Source organism: Allobosea sp. CS1GBMeth4, from assembly GCF_900185715.1.
Taxonomy (GTDB): Bacteria; Pseudomonadota; Alphaproteobacteria; order Rhizobiales; family Beijerinckiaceae; genus Allobosea.
Map to the genome: position 1 here is coordinate 227,066 of NZ_FYAS01000019.1, position 18,084 is coordinate 245,149.

Here is an 18,084-nt window from a genome sequence, read left to right on the forward strand (position 1 = left end):
AGCGCAGCTTCGACCCGAGGATCTCCTTCCAAGAGATGCTCGGGTCGAGCCCGCGCATGACGGGATAGCTTTGCCATGACCGCCAGCCTCCTCATCGTCCAGATCCTGAACGGGCTGCAGCTCGGCATCCTGCTGTTCCTGGTGGCGGCAGGGCTGACGCTGGTCTTCGGCGTGATGGACTTCATCAACCTGGCGCACGGCGTGCAGTACATGCTCGGCGCCTATCTGGCGGTGACCTTCGTCGCGCTGACCGGCTCGTTCGTGCTCGGGCTGGTGCTGGCGCTGGCGGCGGCGCTGGCCATCGGCCTCGCGCTCGAATTCCTGGTCTTCCGCCATCTCTACGAGCGCGACCATCTCGACCAGGTCCTCGCGACCTTCGGGCTGATCCTGCTGCTCAACCAGAGCGTCAAGATGATCTGGGGCGCGGCTCCCCTCTCCGTCCCGGTGCCGGACTTTCTCAGCGGCAATGTCGCGCTGATGGACGGCATCCTCTATCCCGTCTACCGCTTCGCGCTGATCGGCGCGGGGCTTGGCGTCGGCGCCCTGCTCTGGTTCATCGTCGAGAAGACGCGGACCGGCATGCTGCTCCGCGCCGGCGCCTCGAACGCGCCGATGGTCTCGGCGCTCGGCGTCGACATCCGCAAGCTGTTCATGATCGTCTTCGCCTTCGGCACCATGCTGGCCGGCTTCGCCGGCGCGATGGCGGCACCGATCCTCTCGGTCGAGCCCGGCATGGGCGACACGGTGCTGATCCTCGCCTTCGTCGTGATCGTCATCGGCGGAATCGGCTCGATCCGCGGCGCCTTCGTCGCGGCGCTCATCGTCGGCCTGGTCGATACGCTCGGCCGCTCCTTCATGAACGATCTGCTCCGGCTGTTCATGAGCGCCCCCTCGGCACGGGCGACCGGCGCCGCCCTGTCCTCGATGCTGATCTATCTGCTGATGGCGGTGGTGCTGTTCCTCCGGCCCGAAGGCCTCCTGCCGGCGCGGGGGCGGACATGAGCGCCGCTGCCACGACGGCCGAGGTCACCAGCGTCGCGCCGCCGCCGGAGCGCGCCAAGGTCCTGCTCCCGGCCATCCTGTTCCTTCTGCTGGCGCTGGCGCCGCTCGCCGTCACGCTCGGCATGCCGGCCGGCTGGCTCGCCCTGCTGACGCGCGCGATGATCTTCGCCATCGCCGCGCTCTCGCTCGACCTGATCCTCGGCGTCGGCGGGCTCGTCTCCTTCGGCCACGCCGCCTTCATCGGGATCGGCGCTTACGTCACCGGCATCATGATCACCGAAGGCAGGAGCGAAGCGCTCGTGATCCTGCCGGCGATCCTGGCCGCCTGTGCGGTGTTCGGCGCCATCACCGGCGCGGTCTGCCTGCGCACGCGCGGCGTCGCCTTCATCATGATCACGCTCGCCTTCGGCCAGATGGTCTATTTCCTGGCGCAGGCGCTCTCGGCCTATGGCGGCGACGACGGGCTGACGCTCTACGAGACGAGCCGTTTTCTCGGCTTCGATCCGTTCGCGAACCGCATCGCCTTCTTCTACACGGTGCTGGCGGCCCTCGCGGGCGCCTACCTCCTGATCCGCGGCCTCGTCGCCTCGCGCTTCGGCCGGGTGCTCCGGGCTGCGCGGGAGAACCCGACCCGCGTCAGCGTCACCGGCTTCGACGTCACCCGCGTGCGCCTCGTCGCCTATGTGATCAGCGGCATGCTGGCGGGCTTGTCCGGCTTCTTCCTCGCCAACCACACCGAGTTCGTCAGCCCGGCCTTCATGTCCTGGCAGCGTTCGGGCGAGCTGATCTTCATGGCGGTGCTCGGCGGCGTCGGCTCGCTGCACGGCGCGATCATCGGCGCCATCGCCTATCTGATCGCCGAGGACGCGCTCTCGCATCTGACCGAGCATTGGCGCGCCATCTTCGGGCCGTTGATCGTCCTCTTCGTCCTGTTCACGCGCGGCGGCATCGTCGGGCTGCTGCGCAAGCTGGGCTCGCGCCATGGCTGAGCCGGTCCTCGCCCTCGACGGCGTGCGCAAATCCTTCGGCGCGCTGAAGGTGACCGACGGCGTCAGCCTCGCCGTCGCGCCGGGGGAGTTGCATGCGCTGATCGGCCCGAACGGCGCCGGCAAGACCACGCTGGTCCACCAGATCTCCGGCATGCTCAGGCCGGATGCGGGCACGATCCGCTTCCGCGGCCAGGACGTCACCGCGCTCGATGCGCAGAGGCGCGCCCGCCACGGCCTGGCCCGGACTTTCCAGATCACCTCCACCATCGCCTCGCTCTCGGCGCTGGAGAATGTCGCGCTCGGGGTGCAGGCCAGGGCGGCCCACCCGCTCTCCTTCTTCCGCAATGCCGCCAGCGACGAGCGCCTCAACCGTCCCGCCCGCGCCGCGTTGGACGCCGTCGGCCTGTCGGATCGCGCGCACATTCCCGCCGGCAGCCTGTCGCATGGCGAGAAGCGGGCGCTGGAGATCGCCATGGCGCTGGCGCTGGAGCCGGCGGCGATCCTGCTCGACGAGCCGCTCGCCGGCGTCGGCAAGGAGGAGGGCGAGCGGTTGATCGCGCTGCTGAGGAGCCTGAAGGGGCGCTACGCCATGCTGCTGGTCGAGCACGACATGGAGGCGGTCTTCGCGCTGGCCGACACCGTCAGCGTGCTGGTCTATGGCCGCGTCATCGCCTCGGGCGATCCGGCGAGCGTCAGGGCCGATCCGGCCGTGCGCGAAGCCTATCTCGGCGAGGAGGGCTGATGCTGACCGTCGAGAACCTCGATGCCGGCTATGGCGAAGCGCAGATCCTGTTCGGCGTCGATCTGTCGGTCGGCGCCGGCGAGGTCGTCACCCTGCTCGGCCGCAACGGCATGGGCAAGACCACGACCGTGCGGGCCATCATGGGGCTGATCCCGCCGCGCTCCGGGCGCGTCAGCTTCGGCGGCGTCGACCTCACCGGCAGCGCCCCGTTCCGGCTGGCGCAGGCCGGCATCGGGCTCGTGCCGGAGGGGCGGCAGATCTTCCCGACGCTCTCGGTCGAGGAGAACCTCGTCGCGACCGCGGCCAGCCGCTTCGGGCCGCCGCGCTGGACGCTGGAGCGCATCTACGCCTTCATGCCACGGCTCGCCGAGCGCAAGGCCAACCGCGGCAACCAGCTCTCCGGCGGCGAGCAGCAGATGCTGGCGATCGGCCGCGCCCTCATGACCAATCCCAAGCTGGTCATCCTCGACGAGGCGACCGAGGGGCTGGCGCCGATCATCCGGCAGGAGATCTGGTCCTGCCTGTCGGCTCTGAAGGCCGAGGGCGAGTCGATCCTGGTCATCGACAAGAACGTCGATGCGCTGGCGAGGATCGCCGACCGGCATGTCGTGCTGGAGAAGGGCCGGGTCGCCTGGCGCGGCACGAGCGACGAATTGCGCAGCGACAGCGCGGTCAAGGACCGCTTCCTGCATCTCTAGGGAGGACACCGACGATGAAGCCACTGACCGCCGGCGTGACCAGGGCCAATGAGGGGATCGATGCGATCTCCTGGAACATCCTCGGCCAGACCTATGTGCCGAAGACGCTGAGCGAATCGAGCTTCTCCTGGCACGCCACCTTCCCGCCCGGCACCTTCGTGCCGCCGCACATCCATCCGACCCAGGACGAGTTCATCTACATGCTGGAGGGCCGGCTCGATCTGGTGCTCGACGGCCAGGAATCGCATGCCCTCCCCGGCGATCTGATCCGGCTGCCACGCAACGTTCCGCATGGTCTGTTCAACAAGAGCGACGCGCCGGTGAAGTGCCTGTTCTGGGTCTCGCCGACCGGCCGGCTCTACGACCTGTTCTGGGCGATCCACTCGATGACGGAACAGAATCCGGCCGAAGTCGTTGCGCTATCGGCGCGCTACGAAGTCGACTTCCTGCCGCCGCCGCCCGAAGGCGCTTGAACGAAAGGCGGTTCGCGCGCCAGGGATGAAGCGGCCGGGCATCGGCCGCTCGTTCGGCCCTTGGCAGGTTGAGGCATCCGCAGAGGAGGTTTCGATGAAAACTGCCCTGTTCGCCTTCGCCGTTCCGCTGTTCGCAACCGCCGCCGAAGCCATGCCGCCGGCCGTACCGGCGCCGGCCGGCCTGCCGATCGAGCAGGTGCAGATGCAGTGCGACTATAATCGCTGCGTCGACGTGCGCACGGGCGTCTACACGCAGAGCACCTGTAACCGGCGCGGCTGCTTCCCGCTCGGTGGTCCGCGCGGCCAGCTCGGCCCCTATGGCGAGGATTATCGCTATGGCCGTGGTCGCCGCGGCTATTACGACGACGGCTATTATGGCGGCGGCTACTATCGCGGCCGGCGCCAGTATAGCGGCAGCCCCTATGGCGGCTGGTGACGGTCCGACGCCGGACAGCCGCGGTTAAGGATAAGCCGAACTTGCCGGTGAAGCCGGCGGCGATCGGGCGCATGATCTCGGCTCGAGTCAGAACGAGGGCCAGGACCATGCCCGCTCCCGTCACAGAACGCCGCCGCTCGGCCCGGACCCGAACCTTCATCGGCGGCAAGGTGATCTTCAACCAGCGTCAGTCGACCCTGGACTGCACAGTCAGGAACCTGTCTGACGATGGCGCTCTGCTGGTCTTCCCGGACAGCGTGACGCTGCCCGACCTGTTCGAGCTCTATTTTCCGCTGAAGCGCGAGAGCCGGATGGCGCGCAGCCGCTGGCGCGACGGCGACAGGATCGGGGTCGCCTTCGCCGCTCCGGCGAAGCAGGACGCCGAGCCGGTCCAGCTCGACCTGATGCGACGCCTGCGCCAGCTCGAGCAGGAGAACGCGGCGTTGAAGGCGCGCATCGTCGAACTGACGGAAGGCGCCTGACAGCGGCTCAGCGGCGTGCCAGCTGCTCCGCCGCGAACCCCGCCTTGCCGGCATAGGCCTTCACGATCTGCTCGCGCTTGCCGTAGGGCAGGACACGCTCGACATCGTCGAAGCCGTTCGGCGCGAGCGCCTCGACCGCGTCGATGACGCGCTCCGGCCCGCCGGCCCGGTTCATCGCGACGATCTCGGCCGTCGCCGGCAGGCGCCGGGCCTCATAGGCCGCCAGCGCATGGCGCGGGTGCTCGGCCCGGACCAGGAGGTCGGCGAGGCAGCGCGCGTCGAGGATGGCCTGCGAGGCACCATTGGAGCCGACCGGATACATCGGGTGGGCGGCATCGCCGAGCAGCGTCACCCGGCCATGGCTCCAGCGCGGCAGCGGGTCGCGGTCGCACATCGGATATTCCCAGAAGGTGCCGCTCGCCTTGATCAGGGCGAGGATGTCCACTCCCGGAACAGTGAAGCGGCGGGCGAAGGGCAGGACATCCTCGAGCCGGCCGGCCTTGGACCAGGCCTCCTTCGGCGGCGGCTTCGACGGATCGCCCGTGCGGATGTTGACGACCCAGTTGGTCAGGCGCGTTCCGGGCTTGCGGCCCTCGGCGATCGGATAGAGCACCAGCTTTCCGGCCATGCCGCCCGCGATGATCATGCTCTCGCCGTCGAGGAAGGCCGGCCAATCACAGGCGCCGCGCCACATCTGGACACCGTTCCAGCGCGGTCCTCCCTGGTTCGGGAAGTAGTGCGCGCGCACCGTCGAATGGATGCCGTCGGCGCCGATCAGAATGTCGGCGCGCGCCGTCTCGCCGGCCTCGCCCATTTTGGCATCGGCGAAATGCGCGGTGACGCCGCCTTCATCCTGCAGGAACCCCTGCAGGCGCCGGCCGGTGCGGATCGCATCCGGCCCGAGCCGTTCGGCCACCGCGTCGCGGATCACGCCCTGCAGCCGGCCGCGATGGATCGAGAATTGCGGCACCGGCGCGCCCGCATGCAGGCCTCGCGGCTCGCGCCAGACGGTCTGCCCGAACCGGTTCATGTAGATGAGCTCGTGCGTGCGGATCGCGACCGCGTCGAGCGCCGGCAGCAGGCCCAGCTCCGCCAGCTCGCGAATGGCGTGCGGCAGCGTGTTGATGCCCACGCCGACCTCGCGAATCTCGCTCGCCTGCTCGTAGACGGTCGCGGCGATGCCGCGTGCGTGCAGCATCAGGGCCAGTGACAGCCCCCCGATGCCGCCGCCGATGATGATGGCCTTCATGCTGCGATCCGCTCCCCTGAATTATTTCAAGCTTCAAATAACTGCGGGCGCCTTGTCAATCGCTCCACAAAGCTGGTGAAAACCGCCGTATTTTCGCGGCTTTTGACAGGAAGGAAGCCGATTGCTGTGCGTATGTACGGCCGATGCCGTCGTGTTCCGGCGGCAGGCATGCCAAATGGCGGGTTCGTGCGCGATTGCGCGTCGATTCGCCGCGACGTGCCGGAGCCTTTCGGGGCTCGGCACGACGTCAACTCAAACAATGATTGGTCTCAGGAGGTTTTCATGACCAAGAACGAACTGATCGCCGCGATCGCGGACGAGACGGGCAAGACCAAGGCTGATGTCTCGGCCATCCTCGGCTCGCTCGCCGGCGTCGTCGCCAAGACGCTGAAGTCCGGCGGCGACGTCACCCTCGGCGGCATCGGCAAGCTGGCCGCGGCCAAGCGCGAGGCGCGCGAGGCCCGCAACCCGTCGACCGGCGCGACGATCAAGGTTCCGGCCAAGACGGTCGTGAAGTTCAAGGTCACCAAGGATCTGGCCGACGCCGTCGCCTGAACCTCGTCGGACAGCGGCGGCCCAGCAGGGCCGGCCCCGGCCGGGTCGTCTCCATTCGATCCGGCTTTCCTATAAGGATGCGGATCGTTCGGCCGGCCAGCTTGCAGTGCAAGCTGGCTGGAACGGACTCGCGCCGCCGCTGCTTGACCTCGGGGCGCTGCTAGTGGTCTGCTTCCGATACTCGCATCGCCTGTCACGGAGCGGCGGCGCGAATGTCGGGATCGACAAGACCACTGGCAACTCCCTGATCATCTGGTGGAACTTATGAGTTTGACATTTGCTCTCAGCCTGACGCGAGGCCGGAGGCAAATGTCGAATTCGTTCCGCTAGTCGCAAGAGCGCGATGTTCCTTCGTCTTTTCACCGAGCTGCGGGCGGCCAAGGTGCCCGTCACCCTGCGCGAATATCTCGCGCTGCTGGAAGGTGTCGAGGCAGGGCTCGCCGAGTACCGCGTCGACGAGTTCTATTATCTCGCCCGCGCCTGTCTGGTGAAGGACGAGCGCCATCTCGACCGTTTCGACCGCGTCTTCGCCGAGGTGTTCAAGGGCCTGGAAACGCTCGGCGACGCGTTCGAACAGGTCGGCATTCCCGACGAATGGCTGCGCAAACTGGCCGAGAAATTCCTCACCGAGGAGGAGAAGGCCCAGCTTGAGGCCCTCGGCTGGGACAAGCTGCTGGAAACGCTGAAGCAGCGCCTCGCCGAGCAGAAGGGCCGCCATCAGGGCGGCTCGAAATGGATCGGCACCGCCGGCACCTCGCCCTATGGCGCCTATGGCTACAATCCCGAAGGCGTGCGCATCGGCCAGGACAAGAACCGCAACTTCCGGGCGGTGAAGGTCTGGGACAAGCGCGAGTTCAAGGATTTCGACGACACGCGCGAGCTCGGCGTGCGGAACCTGCGGATCGCGCTGCGCCGCCTGCGCAAATTCGCCCGCACCGGCGCGGCCGAGGAGCTCGATCTCGACCGGACCATCGCCGAGACCGCCAAGCACGGCTATCTCGACGTCAAGCTCAGGCCCGAGCGGCACAACGCCGTGAAGGTCCTGCTCTTCCTCGATGTCGGCGGCTCGATGGACTGGCATGTCGAGCTGGCCGAGGAGCTGTTCTCGGCGGCACGGGCCGAGTTCAAGCATTTCGAGCATTTCTACTTCCACAACTGCCCCTATGAGCGGGTGTGGAAGGAGAACCGGCGCCGGCACGACCAGGTGATCCCGACCTTCGAGGTGCTGCGCACCTATCCGGCCGATTACCGGCTCGTCTTCGTCGGCGACGCCTCGATGAGCCCCTATGAGATCGCGATGCCCGGCGGCTCGGTCGAGCACTGGAACGAGGAGGCCGGCGAGGTCTGGATGCGGCGGCTGACCGAGCGCTTCCCGAAATCGGTCTGGCTCAACCCGGTGCAACAGCACCTCTGGAGCTACACCCAGTCGATCCGCCAGATCGCCGGGCTGATGGGCGGGCGGATGTTCCCGCTGACGCTCGACGGCCTCGACGGCGCGATGAAGGCGCTGACGCGGTAGACCCCAGATCCATCATGCTCGGGCTCGACCCGAGCATCTCTTTCAGGAGATTCTCGGGTCTCCGCTTTGCTCCGCCCGAGAATGACGGCTAGAGCATGCCGCCATGAGCCTTGCCGACGACGACATCCCCCTGCCCTCCTGGCGCCAGCGGCCGCGGCCGGTCGGCTTCGAGATCGCCTACCGGCTGAAGGGCGACGTGCTGGAGGTCGATTCGACCCGCAAGGTCGACCAGGTCAGGCTGTCCGCCGTCGAACAGGTGCGCTTCCTCTATGCGCCCGGCAATGTCTCGGCGAAGGGCTACCGGACGCAGCTGCGGCTGAGCGACGGCCGGACGATCAGCTTCGGCAACCTGTCCTGGCGCTCCCTCACCGACATCGAGCGCGACGATGCGCGCTATCATGCCTTCGTCTCGGCGCTGTCCGCCGCGATCATCCGCGCCAGCCCGAAGGCGCGCTTTGTTGCCGGCAAGCCCTATCCGCTCTGGCTGGCGCTCGCGCTCGCCGGCGGCGGCGCGCTCGCCATGCTGAGCTATTTCAGCCTGCGCGCCCTCCAGCAGGGCGCCACCGCAGCCGCCGGGCTGGGGCTCGTGCTCGCGGCGGCCTCGTTCTGGCAGGTCTGGCCGATGATCAGGCTCAACCGGCCGAGGGACCTCGCGAGGGGCGAGGTCCCGGACGAACTCGTCCCGGGCCGGAGCGAGGGCTCGGCCGCCGCTACCTGACCACCAGCACCGAGCACTTCGCCCGCCGCACGATGGTCGAGGCGTTCGAACCGATCACATAGGCCAGCATGCCGGGCTCGTGCGACCCGATCACGATCAGGTCGGCGCCGCTGGCGTCGGCTTCGGCCAGCACCTCGCCATGGACCGATCCGACCAGAACCTTGGCCGAGACCCGCTCGGCCGGCAGGTTCACCTTCGCCGCGATCTCCGCGAGCTTGGCTTCGGATTCGGCCTGCTGGCCGGCGTCGAAGTCGGCCGGCACGAACTCCATATAGGTGATCGGCACGAGGGAGCGGACATAGACCAGCCGGATGGAGCCGTCCGATTGCGCCGCGAAGGCTTCGGCCGCGGCGATGGCGGGAGCCGCCAGATCGGCCTCGGCGAGATCGACCGGCACCAGAATCGATTTGTACATAGCACCCTCCTCCGGCGTGGCCCGCCCGGCAGATCATGGCCGGACGATCGGAGCCGACGCCGACCCACTATGTCGGAGCCGCTTCCCCCGAGGAAGAGTGTCGCGTCGTCGCGAACCCCCTCGGCTGCGGATCGTGGCGGCCCATCGATCGCGCCGGTGCATGCCAGCCATAAGGCGGTGGAATTTGACGAGGGGCATCGGGACCTCGACAGTCCGCCGCCGGGCCTTGCGCCGCGCTCGTGATCGGATGGACAGATGACCGAAGCCGCCTCCCCGGCCCCGCGCACCGGGCTGTTCGCCTCGCCCACGGCCTTCCTCATGGTGCTCGCCTTCATCAACTGGCTCGGCTACGCCAGCTGGAGCGCGCTGCTCAACAATTTCGCCAAGGAAGCCGCCGGCTTCACCGGGCAGGATATCGGCATCCTGCAATCGGTCCGCGAAATCCCCGGCTTCCTGGCCTTCACCGCCATCATCCTGTTCTGGATCATGCGCGAGCAGATGCTGGCCTATCTCAGCCTGCTGACGCTCGGCCTCGGCGTGGCGCTGACCGGCTATTTCCCCAGTCTCGGCGGCCTCCTGCTGACGACGACGATCATGTCGCTCGGCTTCCACTATTACGAGACGGCGCAGCAATCGCTGCAATTGCAGCTCTTGCCGAAATCGGAAGCGCCGCGCCTGCTCGGCAAGATCGCGGGGGCGTCGGCGGTGGCGCAACTCACCGCCTTCGGCGCGATCGCGCTGATCTGGCGCCTCTGGCAGCCGAGCTATGCGCATGTCTTCCTCGGCGCCGGCCTCATCGCGGTCGCGCTGACGGCAGCGGCGATGCTGCTCTTCCCACGCTTCCAGGGCGTCGTGCCGCAGAACAAGGGCTTCGTGCTGCGCAAGCGCTACTGGCTGTACTACGCCCTGACCTTCATGTCGGGCGCGCGGCGACAGATCTTCATGGCGTTCGGCGGCTTCCTGCTCGTCGAACGCTTCGGTTACGACGTCGCCGCGACCGCGACGCTGCTGCTGGCGACCTACGGCATCAACATGTTCGCCGGCCCCCTGCTCGGCAGCCTCGTCGGCAAGGTCGGCGAACGGGCGACGATCCAGCTCGAGAACGTCTCGCTGATCGCCGTCTTCATCGGCTATGCGCTCGCCAGCCACGGGCAATTCGGCGCGGCCGGCGCGCTCGTCGCAGGCGTGCTCTTCATCGTGGACGGCGTCTTCTTCACGCTCGTCCTGGCGCAGCGCACCTATTTCCAGAAGATCGCCGACCCCGCCGACATCGCGCCGACCTCGGCGGTGGCCTTCACCATCAACCACATCGCGGCAGTGTTCCTGCCGATCACCTTCGGGCTGATCTGGCTGCGCGATCCGGCGATCGTGTTCTATATCGGCGCGGCGGTGGCGACGGTCTCGCTCAGCCTGTCCCTGCTGGTGCCGCGTCATCCGGTTCCCGGACATGAGACCACGCTCGCGGCGCCGCCTGCGGCAGCGGCGGAATAGGCCACGCCCGTCTTTCCGGGGCTTCGCCCCGCGGAGAGCCCGGAGACACGGCCCGTTCCGGGCTCAGCCCTGGCGGGCCGGCGTGCGCACGACGAGCCCGTCGAGATCGTCCCGCACCCTGATCTGGCAGGAGAGGCGCGAGTTCGGGCGCACGTCGAAGGCGAAGTCGAGCATGTCCTCCTCCATCGGCTCGGCACGGCCGGTCTTCTCCGTCCAGGCCTCGTCGACATAGACATGGCAGGTGGCGCAGGCGCAGGCGCCGCCGCATTCCGCCTCGATGCCCGGCACACCGTTGCGGACCGCCACCTCCATCACGGTCGAGCCCGTCTCGCCCTCGACCGTTCGGCTGGTGCCCTGGGCGTCGATATAGGTGATCTTCGGCATCATGAACTCCGGCCCGCCTTGCGGCGGCTGCGCGGCTGGCGCGGTCGGGGGGAACCGGCCGGGCTTCCTGGCGGCGCCGCAAGCCGGTTCGCGGGAACGTCGTCCGCGAGGGCCCGCGGACATCGCATCTCTAGAAGATTTCGAAAGCCGATGAAACGGCGATGTCGACGGCGCCCGACGCTGCGGCGTCAGGCCGCGCAATCGAGCCGCGAGATCACCGCCCGCGCCTCGGCCGCCGCGAGCGTCAGGGCGTCCAGCGCGTCCTCGCGCGGCGCGGAACCGGCCTGGCCGAGCTGCTGCTCGATCCGGTCGGCGGCCTCGGCGACCTGCCAGGCGCCGATCGCGCGCGCGGCTCCCTTCAAGGTGTGGGCGGCGTCGCGGCGGAGATCGGCGTCGCCGCCATGGATGGCGCGCAGATGACGGGCGCATTGCTGCGCGAACAGCGTCAGCAGCTCGCGCTCCAGCTCCGCGTCGCCGCCGGTCTGGCGGGCGAGATGCACGAGGTCGATGGCACTCTGGGGCATGGGGAACTCGGTCTTCTTGCAAGCTGCGGAACGTGTGCAGCCTCCTGACCCATCAGGAAGCGCCGTTATGGTGAACGAGGCGTTAACGACGTTTGTGAATCAGACGGTCAAACGGGTTTCATTCCCTGCTTGCCTCAACTACCCTTCGAGACGGTAAACGATGGGCGTCGTGTCGCTTCACGGATCCGGCTGGAGGCTGCCGGCCCCGGCCCCGCGACGGAATGCGCCGCCCGTCGCGAGTAGCGTAGCGAGGCGGCATCCATGACCCGGCAGAACAAGCTCCAAGATCCGACCGAGGCGGCGATGTCGGCGATCGAGGAGGCGCTGAGGCTCGATCCGTCGAAGAGCGAGGGGGAGGCCTCGGCCGAGCCGAGGCTGCCCTCGACCGGGGAGAACGAACTCAGGATCGAGCTGCCGCGCGTCGAAGGCGCTCCTGCGATGCCGCCCGGGCCCGAAGCCATGCAGGAGCCGTCTGCCGCTCCGCCCCGCTCGGCCATCGCACCGGACACCAGCCGCGTCGCCAATGACGACCGCCGGGATTCCTCCTCGCTGGTGCAGGCCTTCGCCGCCCGCCCGTCGGGCAAGCCCTATTGGCTCGCTGCTCTGGCCTCGCTCGCCTGGCTGGGCGCCGTCGGCTTCACTCTGGTCAGCCGCTACGGCTCCTTCGCCGAGGGCCTGCCGGCCGGCATGGCCGCCTGGGGTCCGGGCCAATGGGCGCTGCTGGCGCTCGGCGCCGGCGCTCCGGTGGTCTTCTTCTTCGTGCTGGCAGCGCTCTACCGCCGGACCCAGGAGATGCGGCTGGTCTCGCGCGCCATGACCGAAGTCGCGCTGCGCCTGGCGGAGCCGGAGGTGGTGGCGACGGATTCGGTGCTGTCGCTCAGCCAGACCATCCGCCGCGAGGTCGCCGCCATGGGCGACGGCATCGAGCGCGCCGTGGCGCGTGCCGGTGAGCTCGAGACCATCGTGCGCGGCGAGATCGCGACGCTGGAGCGCGCCTATGCCGACAACGAAATCCGGCTGCGCTCGCTCATCGACGAACTGGTGAACCAACGCGAATCCGTGGTCGGCAACGCCGAGCGCGTGAAGTTCGCCATCAGCGGCGCGCATGAGAGCATCACCAAGGACCTCGAGACCGCCAGCCGCTCGATCGCGGAAGCGGTGGCGGAGGCCGGCGACCGCGTCACCTCGCGGCTCACCGACAAGGGCGACCAGATCACGCTCGCGCTCGGCCATGCCGGCGAGCGCATGGTCGACGAGATCAGCGGCCGCGGCAATGAATTGGTCGAGCGCCTGCAGTCGACCTCGCACGACGTCAGCGAGCGCATGACCAGCGCCAGCCAGTCGGTGACGGCGGTGCTCGACAACCGCGCCCAGGAGATCGCGAGCTCGCTGGAACGCACCGGCGCCGTGCTCACCGAGGGCCTGACCGCCGGCGCCCGCGACGTCACCCGCGCGATCAGCGAGACCGGGGCGCAGGTCGTGGAATCGCTGGCGAGCCGTGCCGAGACCGTCAACGAGACGCTGCGGGTCACCGGCGACACGCTCGCCCAGGAAATCTCGCAGCGCGGCGCCAGCGTCGCCGAACGGTTCGAGCAGAGCGGGCGCACGCTGGTCGAGCTGTTCGACGAGCAGAGCACCAGCCTGACCCTGCGCCTCACGGAAACCGGCGAGACGCTCCGCAACTCGATCAGCAGCGAGGGCGAGAGCGTCACCACCCGGCTCGCCGAAGTCGGCCGCGGCGTGCACATGCTGCTCGGCAAGCAGAACGAGCTGGTCGTCAACCGCATCCAGGAGGTCGGCGAGACCGTCCACGGCCTCATCGCCAGCCAGGGCGAGACGCTGGTCGAGAAGCTCTCCGGCACCGTCCAGACCGTCGACGGCCTGCTGCGCGAGAACACCGATTCGATCGTCCTGCGCTTCGACGAGGCCGGCAAGGGCCTCAACACCCTGATCGGCGAGCGCGGCGAGGAGCTGACCGCCCGGATCTCCGCCGTCGGCGCGACCGTGCACAGCCTGTTCTCCGAAGAGGCGAGCAGCCTGGTCACCCGCCTCTCCGATGTCGGCCACGAGGTGCGCAGCACGATCGGCGAACAGGGCGACCACCTGGTCGGCCGCCTGTCCGAGACCGGACAGCGCCTGCAGGAGGCGATCAGCGAGCGCGGCGACGGGCTGGTGCTGCGCATGGCCGAGATCGGGCAGAGCGTCGAGCACGCGATCGGCGAGCGTGCGGACACCATCGTCGCCCGCGTGGCCGATGCCGGCCGCAGCGTCGAGACGGTGATCGGCGAGCGCGGCGACAGCCTCGTCGCCAGGCTGTCCGACACCACCGAGGAGATTCACCGGACGCTCGGCGACCGCGCCGAAGGCATCGTTGCCCGCGTGGCACATGCCGGCCGCGACGTCGAGGCGGCGATCGGCGAGCGCGGCGACGGCCTCATCGCCCGGCTGTCGGAAGTCGCCCGCGAGGTCCACGCCACCATCGGCGAGCGTGGGGACAGCCTCGTCGCACGCCTGTCGGATGTCGGCAGCGAGGTCCAGACCGCGATCGGCAGCCAGCGCGAGACGCTGGTGACGCAGCTCGCCGATGCCGGCGCCAGCGTGCGCGATCTGCTCGCCGCAGAAGGCGAAGCGCTCAGCGGCCGCGTGATCGCCACCGGGCAGGACATGCAGGAGCTGCTTGCCGGCCAGAGCCAGGCGCTGGTCACCCGCGTCGCCGATGTCGGCCGCTCGGTCCACGGCCTGCTGGCGGAACGCGGCAACGCGCTGATCGACCGCCTCGCCGAAGCCAGCGGGACGGCGCATCAGCGGCTCGACGAGACCGGAGAGGCGCTGGCCGCCAAGATCCTCGCCGCCAGCGAGACCGCGAAGTCGGTCATCGACGACCAGCACAGCGGCTTCATCGCCCGGCTCGGCCAGGCGGGAGACGAGGTCGGCAGCCTGCTCGGCACGCAGCGAGACGCGATCATCGCCGGCCTCACCGCGACGGGCCGCGAGGTCCATGGGCTCCTCGGCGAGCAGAGCCAGATGCTGGCCTCCCGTCTCGGGGAGGCGACCAAGGCCCTGTCCGACGCGATCAATGTCGACGGCCGCGAGATCGCGGACCGCGTCACGGAGGCCGCGACGGCCCTGCGCGGCACCTTCACGACCGAAGCCGAGCGGGCGAGCAGCCTGCTCGCTGCCACCGGCAAGGATGTGGTGATCGCGCTGACCCAGCAGGGCGGCCGCGTCAACCAGGCACTCGCCGCCAATGCCGAGTCGCTGCTGCGCTCGGTCGACGCCCGCTCGCAGGCGCTCAACGAGTCGCTCGCCAGCAAGCACGACGCGCTCAACCGGCTCTTCGACGTCCAGGGTCGCGAGATCGAAGCCACGATCGGCGCCCGTCTCGGCGCCTTCGAGGAGATCATCGTCACCCGCGGCGGCACGCTGGCGGCCAAGCTCGGCAACGACGCCCGCTCCTTCACCGATGCGGTGACGCTGCGGCTCGGCCAGGTCGAGAAGCTGCTCGGCGAGGAAGGCCAGGCGCTGGCCGAGCGCATCGGCGAGCGCTCGCAGCAGGCCGCCGAGATCATGATGGCGCGCACGCAGGAAGCGGCCGCCTCGATGGAGGCGCAGATCAAGACCTTCGAGGAGCGCTCCAGCGCCAAGAGCGCCGAGATCGCGACCTCGCTCGACGGTCTCATCGTCCGCATCGACGGCAATCTCGGGGCCCGGGCCACGGCGCTCAACGAGGCGCTGGTCGAGCGCACTGTCGACATCGCCCGCGTCATGGCCGAAGGCGGGCGCGAGGTCACCCGGGCGCTCACGGCCAAGGCCGACGAGATCGGCGAAATCGTCACGAGCAAGAGCGAGGCGCTGACGCAGACGCTCGCCGAGAAGGCCGACAGCATCAATGCGACGCTCGGCGGGCGCGCCTTGCAGATCGCCGACACGCTCGACCAGAGCGTGGCGCGCTTCGAGGAGCGCGTCGTCAACCGGCTCGACACGGTCTCCGGCACGCTCGATTCCCGCGGCACCCAGATCGCGCAGACCTTGCAGGGCACGGCGGATTCCGTCGCCAGCGCCCTCGAGGCCCGCACCGAGGACCTGCGCGCCCTGTTCGAGGGCAAGGGCAACGGCCTGATCACCCTGCTCGACGAGCGCGGCAGCCAGATCGCCCAGACGCTGCAGGAGAAGTCGGACGGCCTCGCCGCCGCGCTGGCCGAGCGGTCCGACGAGCTGCGCGCCGTGTTCGACGAGCGCGGCGGCGGCATCCTGAACGCGCTCGGCCATCGCGGCAGCCAGATCGCGCAGGTCCTGCAGGAACGGTCCGACGGCATCGCCACGGCGCTGTCGGGACGGACGGAGGAATTGCGGGCCCTGTTCGACGAGCGTGGCGGCGACATGCTGAATACGCTCGACCAGCAGAGCCGGCATCTGGCCCGGACCCTGGCGGAACAATCGGAGGGGATGAGCGCGGCGCTGAGCGCACGCACCGAGGAGATCCGGACGCTGTTCGACGAGCGCGGCAACGGCGTCGTCGATGCGCTCGGGCGGAAGGGTGCCACCCTCGCCTCCCAGTTCGCGAGCATCGGCGAGGCGCTGGTCAACAACATCGAGAGCCGCGGCAGCTCCGTGGTCGCCGGCCTGCGCGAGCGCGGCGCCGAGATCAGCCAGGCGCTAGAGCTCGCTTCGAGCGCGCTGCGCGAGACGATCGAGACCGGCACGAACCAGTCGGTCGAAGCGCTGCTGAAGACCAATGAACAGCTGCGCAGCGAGCTCGGCAGCATGCTCGGCCGCCTCGGCGAGGCCAACAAGCTGATGCAGCAGATCGTCACGGGCGCGAACAAGAACCTCGCGGCGGTCGAAGGCAGCCTGTCCGGCCGGGTCGAGGAACTCCAGAACGTGCTCTCGACGGTGGTGCAGGAGACCAACCGCACCTCCGAGCAGGTCGCGAGCCAGATCGCGGCGCTGAAGGGCTATTCGGAAGGGACGCTGCGCGACACCGTCGCGCTGATCTCGCGGATCGACCAGCAGGGCTCGGCGATGACGGAGACCACGCAGGCCAATGCCGCGGCGCTGAGCGCCGTGGCGCAGCGGCTGGAGCAGGTCGAGGCCCGCGTCGGCAACGTCCTGGCCGACCGCAAGGAGGCGCTCGAGCACCTGCATGGGCTGATCGCGACGCGCACGGACGATATCGAGCAGATCACCCGCTCCTTCTCGTCGCTGCTCGACGAGTCGCTCAGCAATGCCGAGACGCGCACGCGCCAGCTCAGCGCCGTGCTCAGCGACGCCGCCGAGTCGACCAGCAGCGCCATCGCCCAGCAGTTCGACTCGATCCGCGCCAACAGCGGCCGCGAGCGCGAGCGCACGGCCCAGGCCCTGCGGACGGCTTACGAGGAGGTGGTGAACGAGGTCTCCGGCGAGCTCGCCAAGGTCACGGAGCGTTTCCAGAACGCCGCCGAGGACATGCGCGCCATGTCGGCGGAGATCCATCGCGAGCTCGAGACGACCCGAACCGAGCTCAAGCGCGGCGTTCTCGAATTGCCGCGCGAGACGCAGGAGTCGACCGCCGCCATGCGCCGCGTCGTCGCCGACCAGATCAAGGCGCTGAACGAGCTGACCGAGATCGTCTCGCGCTCAGGCCGCAGCAGCGATATCGCGCGTCCGCAGGGCGAGCGCCGGGGCAGCACGTATCAGCCGTCGACCAGCGTCTCCGCCTCGGTCGCCGTGCAGAGCGCGCCGGTGCTGACGGAGCCGCTGCGGGCCTCGATCGACCCGACACCGGAGCCGGTCCGTCCCGAGCCGCGGGCCCAGGCTCGGCCGGCCCCCGCCCCCGAGCCGGTGCGGCCGGAGGTCCAGCGGGTCGAAACAGCCCCGGCGAAGTCGGGCTGGCTCTCGGACCTGCTCAGCCGTGCCTCGCGCGACGATCGGGCGCCGGAGGCCTCGAGGCCGACGGCGCACAGCATCGAGAAGCTCGATTCGCTTTCGGTCGACATCGCGCGGATGATCGACCACGACGCCGCGGTCGAGCTGTGGGAGCGCTACAAGCGCGGCGAGCGCAACGTCTTCACCCGCCGGCTCTACACGCTGCAGGGCCAGCAGACCTTCGACGAGATCCGGCGCAAATACCGCCGCGATACCGAGTTCAAGCAGACGGTCGACCGCTATATCGAGGAGTTCGAGCGCCTGCTCGGCGAGGCGGCCAAGGACGACCGCGATTCGATGGTGGCGAAGACCTACCTCACCTCGGAGACCGGCAAGGTCTACACGATGCTGGCCCATGCCAGCGGACGGTTCGAGTAAGAGCAGCCGCCATCTCGGCGCGACCAGGGCCGCCCTCCCCGGAGGGCGGCCTTTTCGTGAGCGGATATTCGGCATCGGTCGGCCCGGCTAGAGGAAGCGCGGGCCGCGGGGCCGGCCCAAACCGA

16 protein-coding genes are annotated in these 18,084 nt (G+C 69.1%); 12 read left to right on the plus strand and 4 right to left on the minus strand.

Annotated features, from left to right (window positions below; all coding sequences use genetic code 11):
* Positions 1-75: 75 nt before the first annotated feature.
* The 7 genes from CS1GBM4_RS12405 (at position 76) to CS1GBM4_RS12435 (ending at position 4,822) form a co-directional block, all read left to right on the plus strand.
* Complete coding sequence (locus CS1GBM4_RS12405) at positions 76-1,002, plus strand: branched-chain amino acid ABC transporter permease (protein ID WP_186419023.1); 927 nt, start codon at positions 76-78, stop codon at positions 1,000-1,002.
* Positions 999-1,991: a branched-chain amino acid ABC transporter permease gene (locus tag CS1GBM4_RS12410; RefSeq protein ID WP_186419024.1), complete on the plus strand. Its 993-nt coding sequence runs from the start codon at positions 999-1,001 to the stop codon at positions 1,989-1,991. Before CS1GBM4_RS12405 ends, CS1GBM4_RS12410 begins: the two co-directional genes overlap by 4 nt.
* Positions 1,984-2,733 carry an ABC transporter ATP-binding protein gene (locus CS1GBM4_RS12415; protein WP_186419025.1) on the plus strand — a complete coding sequence of 250 codons (750 nt, stop codon included), beginning with the start codon at positions 1,984-1,986 and terminating at the stop codon, positions 2,731-2,733. Before CS1GBM4_RS12410 ends, CS1GBM4_RS12415 begins: the two co-directional genes overlap by 8 nt.
* The gene (locus CS1GBM4_RS12420) at positions 2,733-3,431 is read left to right on the plus strand and encodes an ABC transporter ATP-binding protein (protein WP_186419026.1); all 699 of its coding nucleotides are present in this window, start codon (positions 2,733-2,735) and stop codon (positions 3,429-3,431) included. The genes CS1GBM4_RS12415 and CS1GBM4_RS12420 overlap by 1 nt, the downstream gene beginning before the upstream one ends.
* Positions 3,432-3,445: 14 nt before the next feature.
* On the plus strand, positions 3,446-3,904 hold the full coding sequence (locus tag CS1GBM4_RS12425) for a cupin domain-containing protein (RefSeq protein WP_186419027.1): 459 nt from the start codon (positions 3,446-3,448) through the stop codon (positions 3,902-3,904).
* A 94-nt stretch (positions 3,905-3,998) separates the two neighbouring features.
* Positions 3,999-4,340, plus strand: coding sequence for a hypothetical protein (locus CS1GBM4_RS12430; protein WP_186419028.1), 342 nt, complete (start codon positions 3,999-4,001; stop codon positions 4,338-4,340).
* A gap of 107 nt (positions 4,341-4,447) precedes the next feature.
* Entirely contained in the window at positions 4,448-4,822 is a 375-nt protein-coding gene (locus CS1GBM4_RS12435; protein WP_186419029.1) for a PilZ domain-containing protein, read from the plus strand.
* Positions 4,823-4,829: 7 nt separating this feature from the next.
* Here CS1GBM4_RS12435 and CS1GBM4_RS12440 read toward each other — a convergent pair whose 3' ends face one another.
* Complete coding sequence (locus tag CS1GBM4_RS12440) at positions 4,830-6,071, minus strand: flavin-dependent oxidoreductase (RefSeq protein ID WP_186419030.1); 1,242 nt, start codon at positions 6,069-6,071, stop codon at positions 4,830-4,832.
* 282 nt (positions 6,072-6,353) lie between these two features.
* Between CS1GBM4_RS12440 and CS1GBM4_RS12445 the strand changes: the two genes are divergently transcribed.
* The 3 genes from CS1GBM4_RS12445 (at position 6,354) to CS1GBM4_RS12455 (ending at position 8,863) form a co-directional block, all read left to right on the plus strand.
* Positions 6,354-6,626, plus strand: coding sequence for an HU family DNA-binding protein (locus CS1GBM4_RS12445; RefSeq protein ID WP_066468590.1), 273 nt, complete (start codon positions 6,354-6,356; stop codon positions 6,624-6,626).
* 343 nt (positions 6,627-6,969) lie between these two features.
* Entirely contained in the window at positions 6,970-8,145 is a 1,176-nt protein-coding gene (locus tag CS1GBM4_RS12450; protein ID WP_186419031.1) for a VWA domain-containing protein, read from the plus strand.
* Positions 8,146-8,248: 103 nt separating this feature from the next.
* Positions 8,249-8,863, plus strand: coding sequence for a hypothetical protein (locus tag CS1GBM4_RS12455; protein WP_186419032.1), 615 nt, complete (start codon positions 8,249-8,251; stop codon positions 8,861-8,863).
* Here the strand turns inward: CS1GBM4_RS12455 and CS1GBM4_RS12460 are convergent.
* On the minus strand, positions 8,856-9,278 hold the full coding sequence (locus CS1GBM4_RS12460; RefSeq protein ID WP_186419033.1) for a universal stress protein: 423 nt from the start codon (positions 9,276-9,278) through the stop codon (positions 8,856-8,858). The two genes, CS1GBM4_RS12455 and CS1GBM4_RS12460, sit on opposite strands and share 8 nt — an antisense overlap.
* A gap of 255 nt (positions 9,279-9,533) precedes the next feature.
* Between CS1GBM4_RS12460 and CS1GBM4_RS12465 the strand changes: the two genes are divergently transcribed.
* Positions 9,534-10,769: an MFS transporter gene (locus CS1GBM4_RS12465; RefSeq protein WP_186419034.1), complete on the plus strand. Its 1,236-nt coding sequence runs from the start codon at positions 9,534-9,536 to the stop codon at positions 10,767-10,769.
* A 63-nt stretch (positions 10,770-10,832) separates the two neighbouring features.
* On the opposite strand, the gene CS1GBM4_RS12470 is transcribed toward CS1GBM4_RS12465, so the two are convergent.
* On the minus strand, positions 10,833-11,153 hold the full coding sequence (locus CS1GBM4_RS12470; protein WP_186419035.1) for a 2Fe-2S iron-sulfur cluster-binding protein: 321 nt from the start codon (positions 11,151-11,153) through the stop codon (positions 10,833-10,835).
* A gap of 188 nt (positions 11,154-11,341) precedes the next feature.
* Positions 11,342-11,677, minus strand: coding sequence for an Hpt domain-containing protein (locus tag CS1GBM4_RS12475; RefSeq protein WP_186419036.1), 336 nt, complete (start codon positions 11,675-11,677; stop codon positions 11,342-11,344).
* 261 nt (positions 11,678-11,938) lie between these two features.
* Here CS1GBM4_RS12475 and CS1GBM4_RS12480 point away from each other — a divergent pair, with 261 nt between their 5' ends.
* Positions 11,939-17,959 carry a hypothetical protein gene (locus CS1GBM4_RS12480; protein WP_186419037.1) on the plus strand — a complete coding sequence of 2,007 codons (6,021 nt, stop codon included), beginning with the start codon at positions 11,939-11,941 and terminating at the stop codon, positions 17,957-17,959.
* Positions 17,960-18,084 lie beyond the last annotated feature (125 nt).